The sequence below is a fragment of the Streptomyces sp. Ru73 genome (genome assembly GCF_002920575.1).
In the GTDB taxonomy this organism is placed as follows: Bacteria; Actinomycetota; Actinomycetes; order Streptomycetales; family Streptomycetaceae; genus Streptomyces.
The window spans coordinates 1-8,490 of the sequence record NZ_PQSQ01000164.1; the positions used below are offsets into that span (position 1 = coordinate 1).

At 76.1% G+C, this 8,490-nt stretch carries 7 protein-coding genes; 6 read left to right on the forward strand and 1 reads right to left on the reverse strand.

Annotation, left to right across the window (positions count from 1 at the left end; translation table 11 throughout):
• The 5 genes from C3486_RS35465 to C3486_RS35485 form a co-directional block, all read left to right on the forward strand.
• The coding region (locus tag C3486_RS35465) for a GNAT family N-acetyltransferase (protein ID WP_103836981.1) at nt 1-414 on the forward strand (414 nt) is incomplete at its 5' end.
• Between the two features lie 125 nt (nt 415-539).
• Entirely contained in the window at nt 540-2,042 is a 1,503-nt protein-coding gene (locus C3486_RS35470; protein ID WP_103836982.1) for an ABC transporter substrate-binding protein, read from the forward strand.
• A 20-nt stretch (nt 2,043-2,062) separates the two neighbouring features.
• Complete coding sequence (locus C3486_RS35475; RefSeq protein ID WP_181138801.1) at nt 2,063-3,979, forward strand: ABC transporter permease subunit; 1,917 nt, start codon at nt 2,063-2,065, stop codon at nt 3,977-3,979.
• On the forward strand, nt 3,976-5,268 hold the full coding sequence (locus tag C3486_RS35480; protein ID WP_374936963.1) for an MDR family MFS transporter: 1,293 nt from the start codon (nt 3,976-3,978) through the stop codon (nt 5,266-5,268). The genes C3486_RS35475 and C3486_RS35480 overlap by 4 nt, the downstream gene beginning before the upstream one ends.
• Before the next feature lie 131 nt (nt 5,269-5,399).
• The gene (locus tag C3486_RS35485; RefSeq protein ID WP_103836983.1) at nt 5,400-5,786 is read left to right on the forward strand and encodes a VOC family protein; all 387 of its coding nucleotides are present in this window, start codon (nt 5,400-5,402) and stop codon (nt 5,784-5,786) included.
• A 22-nt stretch (nt 5,787-5,808) separates the two neighbouring features.
• Here the strand turns inward: C3486_RS35485 and C3486_RS35490 are convergent, their stop codons facing one another.
• On the reverse strand, nt 5,809-6,372 hold the full coding sequence (locus C3486_RS35490) for a TetR/AcrR family transcriptional regulator (RefSeq protein ID WP_374936964.1): 564 nt from the start codon (nt 6,370-6,372) through the stop codon (nt 5,809-5,811).
• Nucleotides 6,373-6,643: 271 nt separating this feature from the next.
• Here C3486_RS35490 and C3486_RS35495 point away from each other — a divergent pair.
• On the forward strand, nt 6,644-8,490 hold a 1,847-nt coding region (locus tag C3486_RS35495; RefSeq protein WP_103836984.1), incomplete at its 3' end, for a glycoside hydrolase family 3 N-terminal domain-containing protein.

The window sequence follows — 8,490 nt, forward strand, 5'->3', positions numbered from 1 at the left end:
CTGGTCGCGGTCGACGAGGCGGCCGGGACGGTCGTCGCGACCGGCGCGCTCGACTCCCGCGGCCCGGCCCACCCGCCGAACCCGCGCGAGATCGCCGAGCGCTTCCCCTCCGGCGAGACCGCGCAGCTGCGCCGCATCTACGTACGCGCCGAGCACCGGCGCCGCGGACTGGCCCGGCTGCTGGTCCGCGAGCTGCTGGACTTCGCGGCGGCCGACGGCGGTTACCGCGCCGTCTACCTGCACACCGATCCAGCGGTGGACGGCGCCGAACCGTTCTGGCGGTCGCTCGGCGAGGTGGTCTGCGACGAGCGGCGGCTGCCGGACGGCGGCCAGGGGATCATCCACTTCGAGGTCCCGCTGCCGGTGCCCGTCCCGGCGCCCCGCGTCCTGGCCGGCGCACCCCGCGCCTCCTGACCGGGCCGCCCGCGCCTCTTGAGCCGGGGCCGCGCCCCACAACCCGGCCGGAGCGCCCCGCGTCCCCTCCCGGACGCCCGCTCCGCCCCGTACCCCTCGCCCACGCCCAGCAGAGAACGAGGACCATGAGCCCGCTCCGCCGCCGCCGGTTCTTCGCGGCCGTACTGCTCGCCCCGCTGCTCTCCGGCTGCTTCGCCGCCCAGGACGGCGGGTCGTCGCCGGACTCGGCGCCCGGCGGCCGGCTGCGGGTCGCGATGGCCTTCCCGCCCGCCGAGCACTTCTCCCCGTACGGCGCCGACGCCACCCTCCTCAGCCGGCTCGGCGTCACCGAGGGCCTGACCCGGCTGGACGCCAATGGCACGGCGGTGCCCGCGCTCGCCGAGTCCTGGACCCGCGACGGCGACCGCGGCTGGCTGTTCACGCTGCGCGAGGCCAAGTTCCAGGACGGCACCGAGGTCACCCCGAAGGCCGTCGCGGCGTCCCTCACCCATGCCACCGAGGCGAAGCCCGTGCCGGCCGCGCTGTCGGGCGCCGACCTGACCGTGCAGGCCGCGGGGGACCGGAAGGTCCGGATCAGCACCGCGGAGCCCGACCCGGCGCTGCCGCTGCGGATGTCCAGCCCCGGCCTCGCGGTCCTCTCCGCCAAGGCGTACCGGGGCGGCGGCAAGGACACCGTCGACCCGGTCGGCACCGCCACCGGCCCCTTCGCGCTCACCAAGGTCACCGGCACCACCCGCGCGTCCCTCGACCGCTTCGACGACTACTGGGGCGGCCGGGCCCAGGCGTCCGGCGTGGACGCGCGGTTCATCGCCGACGGCGCGGCCCGCACCAACGCGCTGCGCACCGGAGAGGTCGACATCGCCGAGGCCGTACCGGTCTCGCAGGCCGCCTCCCTCGACGAGAAGACCGTCCACGAGACGGGCACCTCGCGCACCACGAGCCTGCTGCTCAACACCCGCAAGGGCGCCTTCGCCGACCCGGCGGTGCGGGCCGCCGCGCGGCACGCGATCGACACCTCCGCGCTCGCCAAGGGCGTGTACGAGGGGCACGCCGACCCCGGCAAGGGCATCTTCGGGCCCGCGCTGACCTGGGCGGAGGGCAAGCGCGAGAAGCCGTCGGACCGGGCGGAGGCGGCGGCCCCCAAGGGCCGCACCGTCACCCTCGCCACGTACGACAACCGGCCCGAACTGCCCGAGGTCGCGCAGGTGCTCCAGCAGCAGCTGGAGAAGGCGGGCTTCACGGTGAAGCTGACGGTGCGCGAGTACTCCCGGCTGGAGGGCGACGCGCTGGACGGGAAGTTCGACGCGGTCGTCTCGGCACGCAACACCATGCTCGACACCGGCGACCCCGTGTCGATCCTGGCCAGCGACTACACCTGCAAGGGCAGCTACAACCTCGCGCAGCTGTGCGACAAGAAGGTCGACGCGGCCGTCGCGAAGGCGGCCGGCCAGGCCGACACGGCCAAGCGGCAGGACGCCGCGATGGCGGCCGAGGCGGCGGTCCTCGGCACGGACGCGACGGTGCCGCTGGTCCACCAGCGCATCATCACCGGCGTCGGCACCTCCGTGCGCGGCGTCACCTACGACCCGTACGAGCGCGCCCTGCTGGGCACCGGAACGCGGCGCTGAGCGGCGGACGGGACAGCAGCATGAAGGGCGGCAGGACCGGCGCGGCCGGCAGCGGTGACCGCACGGGGCACGCGGCGCGGCTGCGCACGGCGACCGGGGCGCTCGCGCGGGGCCGGGCGCCCGCTGCGCTCTGGCGGTGCGTGCTCGCCGCCGTGCTGCTGTGCGGCATCGGCCTGCTGCCGTGGCTGTCCCGTACCGACCCGGCGCGCACCGTCCTCAAGGCGCGGTCCGCCGACCGCGACCCCACCCCCGAGGTGCTGCGCGCCGTCCGTGACGAACTCGGCCTGGACGCCGGGCCGCTGCACCTGCTCGGGCGGTGGCTGGAGCGGCTGGCGCTGCACGGGGACGCGGGCCGCTCGTGGATCTCCGGCGCCGACGTCACCCCGTCCGTCGCGCAGGCCCTCGGCGCCTCCCTGCTGCTCATGGCGGGTGCGCTCGTGGTCGCCCTGCTCACGGCCGGTGCCGTGTGCGCCCGCACCCTGCGGCGCGGTGCGCGGCGCCGGCTCGGCGGCCGCCGGGCCGCGGGCGGCGGGACGGCGATGCTGGCCGCGCTGCCGGAGTTCCTCACCGGATCGGTGCTGGCCACGGTGGTCGGCGTACAACTCGGCTGGCTGCCCGCGCTCGGCTGGTACGGCCCGCAGTGGATGGTGCTGCCCGCGCTCGCCCTGGGGCTGCCCGCCGGCGGCCTGCTCGGGCGGGTGCTGGACGACCTGCTGCCCGGCGCCTTCGCCGAGCCCTGGGCAGTCGCCGCCACCGCACGCGGCCTGCCCGCGCGGCGCGTCGCCCGGCACGCGCTGCGCCGCTGCGTCCCCGGACTGCTGCCGAACCTCGGGCTGTTCGTCGTCGGCCTGACCGGCGGCGCGGTCGCCGTGGAGCAGATCTTCGACATTCCCGGGCTCGGCCGGCTCACCTTCCAGGCCGCCACGGCCCAGGACCTGCCCGTCCTGCAGGCCGGCACGCTGGCGCTCGTGCTGCTCGCCGCGGTCTCCGGGGCCGCGGCACGCGGCGCGGCCCGGCTGCTGCTCGGGCCCGCGCTGCGCGACGGCGCGCTCCCGACGCTGCACCGGCCGGTCCCGCCCACCCGCCGACTGCTGCCGGTGGTGTACGGCGCCGTGCTGCTCGCCGTCGTCGCGGCCGGCCTGCCCCGCGACCCGCTCGCCCTGGACACCACCGCCAAGCTCAGCGCGCCCTCCGGCGCGCACCCGTTCGGCACCGACTCCCTCGGCCGGGACATGCTGGCCCGCGTCGCCCACGGCGCCCTCGACACCCTGGCGCTCGCCGTCGCGCTGAGCGCCGCCGCACTCGTGCTCGGCGTACTGCTGGGCCTGCTGCCCCGGCTCTCCGGACCCCTGGTCGACACGGTCAACGCCGTACCGCCCGTCCTCGCCGGGCTGCTCGTCGCGGGCGTCGCGGGCAGCGGCCCGGCCACGCCCGCGCTTGCCGTGGCCGCCGTCGCCTGGGCGCCCCTCGCGGCCCACACCTCGGCACTGCTCCAGCAGGAGCGGGCCACCAGCCATCTCGCCTCGACCCGTGCGCTGGGCGCGGGCCGGTGGCACGTGCTGCGGCGCGTGCTGCTGCCCGCCGTGCTGCCGCCGGTCCTCCGCCACGCGCTGGTCCGGCTGCCCGGCATCGCCCTCGCGCTCGCCGCACTCGGCTTCCTCGGTCTGGGCGCCCAGCCGCCGTCCCCCGAGTGGGGCCTGCTGCTCGCCGAGAACCAGCCGTACGCGGAACGCGCCCCCTGGGTCGTCCTCGCGCCCGCCGCTGTCCTGGCCCTGCTCGGCGCGCTCGCGGTGACGGCGGCGGGCGCGGTCAGCGGCCGCCGCGGCGCCGCCCGTGTCCCCGGCGGCCCGGACAGCGGTCCCGGCCCCGGAAGCCCGCTCCCGGACGCGGTCCCGGGGGACACGCAACCCGCATGCGGAGTAAGGGAGTTGGTGTGACCGAGGCCCGGCAGGAGGCCCAGTCCGAGGCCCGGTCCGAGGAGCGCGTCCGGGGCCTGGCACGACTGCGGGCCCCTGGCTCCCTGCACCACACCTGGCGGGCCCTCTCCCCGCTGCTCCGGCTGCTGATCCTCACTCAGCTCGCTTTCAACATCGGCTTCTTCGCCGTCCTGCCGTTCCTCGCCGAACACCTCGGCACGGGCATCGGCATGGCCGGCTGGCTCGTCGGGCTGGTGCTGGGGCTGCGCACCTTCAGCCAGCAGGGCCTGTTCGTCGTCGGCGGCGCGCTGGCCGACCGGTACGGCGTACGGCCCGTCGTCCTGACCGGCTGCGTGCTGCGCATCGCGGGCTTCGCGTGGCTGGGCTACGCCGAACGGCCCTGGACCGTGATCGGCGCGGTCCTGCTCATCGGCTTCGCCGCCGCGCTGTTCTCGCCCGCGGTGGAGTCCGAGGTCGCCCGGCAGGCGGTGGCCTGGGAGGAGGCGGGGCACGGCCCGCGCACCCGGGTGCTGGCGCTGCTCACGGTCGCCGGCCAGGCCGGTGCGTTCCTCGGCCCGCTGCTCGGCTCCCTGCTGCTGGCCGTGGACTTCCGTACGGCCTGCCTCACCGGGGCCGGCGTCTTCGTCCTGGTCCTCGCCGGGCACGCGCGGCTGCTGCCGCAGCACATCCCCGGGCGCACGAAGACACGCGGCCGGGGCGGCGTACGCAACGCCCTCCGCAACGGCCGCTTCCTCGCCCTCTGCGTCGCGTACGGCGCCTACCTGCTGGCCTACAACCAGCTCTACCTGGCGCTCCCCGAGGAGGTGGCCCGCGCGGCCGGCTCGCAGGCCCCGCTGGCCTGGCTGTTCGCGCTGTCCTCGCTGCTGGTGGTGACCGCCCAGCTGCCGGTGACCCGATGGGCGGCGGCCCGGCTGGACCTGCGCCGCTCCATGGCCGCCGGGCTGCTGCTCATCGCGGCCGGCTTCGCCGCTGTCGCTCTCGCCCGCCCGGCCGGCTGGACGGGGCTGCCGGGCCTGCTGCCCGCCGCCGGCTTCGTCGTGCTGCTCACCCTCGGCCAGATGCTGGTCGCGCCGGCAGCGCGCGCGTGGGTCCCCGACCTCGCCGAGGACGGCCGCCTCGGCCTCTACACGGGCGCGATGTCCTCCGTCTCCGGCCTCCTGGTCCTCGCCGGCAGCTCGGCCACCGGCTCCCTCCTCCAGACGTCCCTGCCGCCGGCCGTGCCCTGGCTCGCCCTCGCGGCGGTACCGGCGGCGGCCGTCCTGCTCCTTCCCCGCCGCGGCAGCGCCTAGCGGCGAACCCGCCGACGTGCCGCCCGGCGTGCCACGGGCGGCATCCGTATCGTGGGCCGCGACACGGCTTGCACACCGCTTGAGCGCAGGGTGACCCGATGGCTCAGGCCCGACGTGCCGGAGGGCACCGCATGAGGATCAATCTGTCCAGCGTCTTCGTCGACGACCAGGACAAGGCCCTGCGCTTCTACACCGACGTCCTCGGCTTCGTGAAGAAGGAGGAGATCCCGATGGGCCCGTACCGGTGGCTGACCGTGGTCTCGCCGGAGGACCCGGACGGCACCGAGCTGGTGCTGGAGCCCGACGCCCACCCCGCGGTGAAGCCGTATCAGACGGCGCTGGTCGCGGACGGCATCCCGGCCACCTCCTTCGCCGTGGACGACGTGCACGCCGAGTTCGCCCGGATGCGCGCGCTCGGGGTGAGGTTCACCCAGGAGCCGGCCGACATGGGCCCGGTCATCACGGCCGTACTGGACGACACCTGCGGCAACCTCATCCAGATCGCCCAGCGGAAGTAACCGTCCCGCCGGCGCCGGCCGGTTACTCCGCGCGGCCCAGGAGGCGCAGCAGGGCGCGGAATGCCGCCGGCATGTCCACGGCCCCGGGGTCCAGCAGCCACTGGTACTGCAGGCCGTCCATGACCGCGACGAGCAGCGGGGCCGCCTCCTCCGGGGTGAGGCCGCCGGGGAGCCGGTCGCCGAACTCCGCGCGCAGCGAATCGGCGGCGGCCGCGCGGACCGCGGTGTAGCGGTGGGTGAAGAAGTCCCGGGCCGGATGCTCCTCGGTGACGCTCTCGCCGAGGAGCGCCGAGAAGGTCTGCACGACGCCCCGGCGCATGGCGTTGTACTCCACGAGCGAGGAGTACAGCTCCAGCGGCCACGGCTCACCGGGCTGCCGGGTGCCGCCGCCGGTGTCCCAGGCGTCCCGCGCCTCCAGCACGGCGACGAGCAGCGCTTCCTTGGTGGGGAAGTAGTGCAGCAGCCCCTGCTGGGTGATGCCGACCCGTTCGGCCACGGCGCTGAGCGTGGCACCGCGGTAGCCGCGCTCGGCGATCACCTCCAGCGCGGCCCGGAGGATGGCGGCGCGCCGGTCCTCGCCGCGCACGGCCCGGCCCCGCCGCGCCTCCCGCCCGTTCGCCTCGGGGTGCGCGGGCAGGGTGGGGCGTTCGTTCGCTGACACGCGGCCGAGCGTAATCGACGGCCTCGCCGGGAAGCGCAAAGGTAACGGAAGAGTTACGACACCTACCGCTGTACAGGTAACGGGAGCAGGATGCTGCGCACCGCATGCGGTCGCCCGCAGCCGCAGCCCGCCGCGGTCCGCAGCCCGGCGCCCCTCGTGCGCCGTCCGCCGTCCGCCGACCGGCAAGGAGTCACCCATGACGCTCCCGCACGACACGACCCCCTGTGACGCCGTGATCGAGGACGCGCTCGGCAAGCTCGACCTGGACGCCAAGACCCGGCTGCTGGCCGGCCGGAACATGTGGGCGCTGCCCGCACTGCCCGAGATCGGCCTCCGGTCGCTGGTGATGTCCGACGGGCCGGTCGGGGTGCGCGGCGTGCGCTGGACCGCCGACGACCCGTCCATCGCGCTGCCCAGCCCCACCGCGCTGGCCGCGACCTGGGACCCGGAACTGGCCCGCCGCGCCGGGCACCTGCTCGCGCAGGAGGCCCGCCGCAAGGGCGTGCACGTCCTCCTCGCGCCGACCGTCAACCTGCACCGCTCCCCGCTCGGCGGCCGCCACTTCGAGTGCTGCTCGGAGGACCCGTACCTCACCGGCGCGATCGGCACCGGATACGTCACCGGAGTGCAGGAGGGCGGCGTCGGCACCACCGTGAAGCACTTCGTCGCCAACGACGCCGAGACCGACCGCTTCACCGTGAACAACACCGTCGCCCCGCGGCCGCTGCGCGAGCTGTACCTCTCGCCGTTCGAGACGATCGTCAGGAACGCGCACCCCTGGGGCATCATGGCCGCCTACAACTCGGTCAACGGCACCACCATGACCGAGCACCGGTACCTCCAGCAGGACGTGCTGCGCGGCGAGTGGGGATTCGACGGATTCCTCGTCTCCGACTGGCTGGCGGCGCGGTCCACCAAGGGCGCGATCGAGGGCGGCCTCGACGTCGCCATGCCGGGCCCGAAGACCGTCTACGGCGCGGCACTGGCCGCCGCCGTCCGCGCGGGCGAGGTCGCCGAGACCCTGGTCGACGACGCCGTACGCCGCGTGCTGCGGCTCGCGGCCCGCGTCGGCGTCCTCGACGGCGCGCCGCCCGCCGTCGCCCCCGAGGCCCTCCCCGCCCCGGTCGGCGGCGAAGCGCTGGCCCGTGAGATCGCCCGCCGCGCCGTCGTCCTCGTACGCAACGAGCACCGCACCCTGCCGCTCGGCCCGGAGGCCACCGGCAGCGTCGCCCTCATCGGCGCTGCCGCGCGGGACGCGCGCGTACTCGGCGGCGGCTCCGCGCAGGTCTTCCCCGCCCATGTGGTCTCCCCGCTGGACGGGCTGCGCGCCGCGCTCCCGGAGGGCAGTGTGACGTACCGCGTCGGCGCCTACCCGAGCGACGAACTCGCCGCCGCCGGCCAGGGGTTCACGCTCCGGGCGGTCTGCCGGGACCGGTCCGGGCGCGTCCTGGGGGAGGCCCCGCTGCCCAACGGCGCTGTCCAGTGGTACGGCGACGACCTGCCCGCGGGCGTCACCCACGAGGAACTGCACACCGTCGAGATCACCGGCACCTTCACCCCGCGCGAGAGCGGCGCGCACTGCTTCGGCACCAAGGGCCTGGGCGGCTTCCGGCTCACCGTCGGCGGCCGGGTGCTGTACGAGGGCGCCGAAGTCCCGGGCCACGCCGACCCGTTCGAGGCGTTCTTCGGTGCGCCCGTGGAACGCGGCCGGGCCGAGCTCACCGCGGGCGAGCCGGTCGAGGTCGCCCTGCTCCGCACCGTCCCCGACATGTCCGGCGCGCCGGTCCGGGCCGTCGGCTTCGCACTCGCCCACCGCGAGCCCCGGCGCGACCCCGAGGACCTCCTGGCGGAGGCCGTCGCAGCGGCACGCGCCGCCGACACCGCCGTCGTCGTGGTCGCCACCACCGAGCGCGTGGAGAGCGAGGGCTTCGACCGCACGGACCTGAAGCTCCCCGGCCGCCAGGACGAACTGGTCCGCCGGGTGGCCGCCGCCAATCCCCGTACCGTCGTGGTCGTCAACTCCGGTTCGCCGGTGGAGATGCC

Bases quoted from the DNA above. Each gene is read 5' to 3' on its own strand.
- C3486_RS35470 (WP_103836982.1), top strand. From the start codon at position 540: ATGAGCCCGCTCCGCCGCCGCCGGTTCTTCGCGGCCGTACTGCTCGCC.
- C3486_RS35475 (WP_181138801.1), top strand. From the start codon at position 2,063: ATGAAGGGCGGCAGGACCGGCGCGGCCGGCAGCGGTGACCGCACGGGG.
- C3486_RS35485 (WP_103836983.1), top strand. From the start codon at position 5,400: ATGAGGATCAATCTGTCCAGCGTCTTCGTCGACGACCAGGACAAGGCC.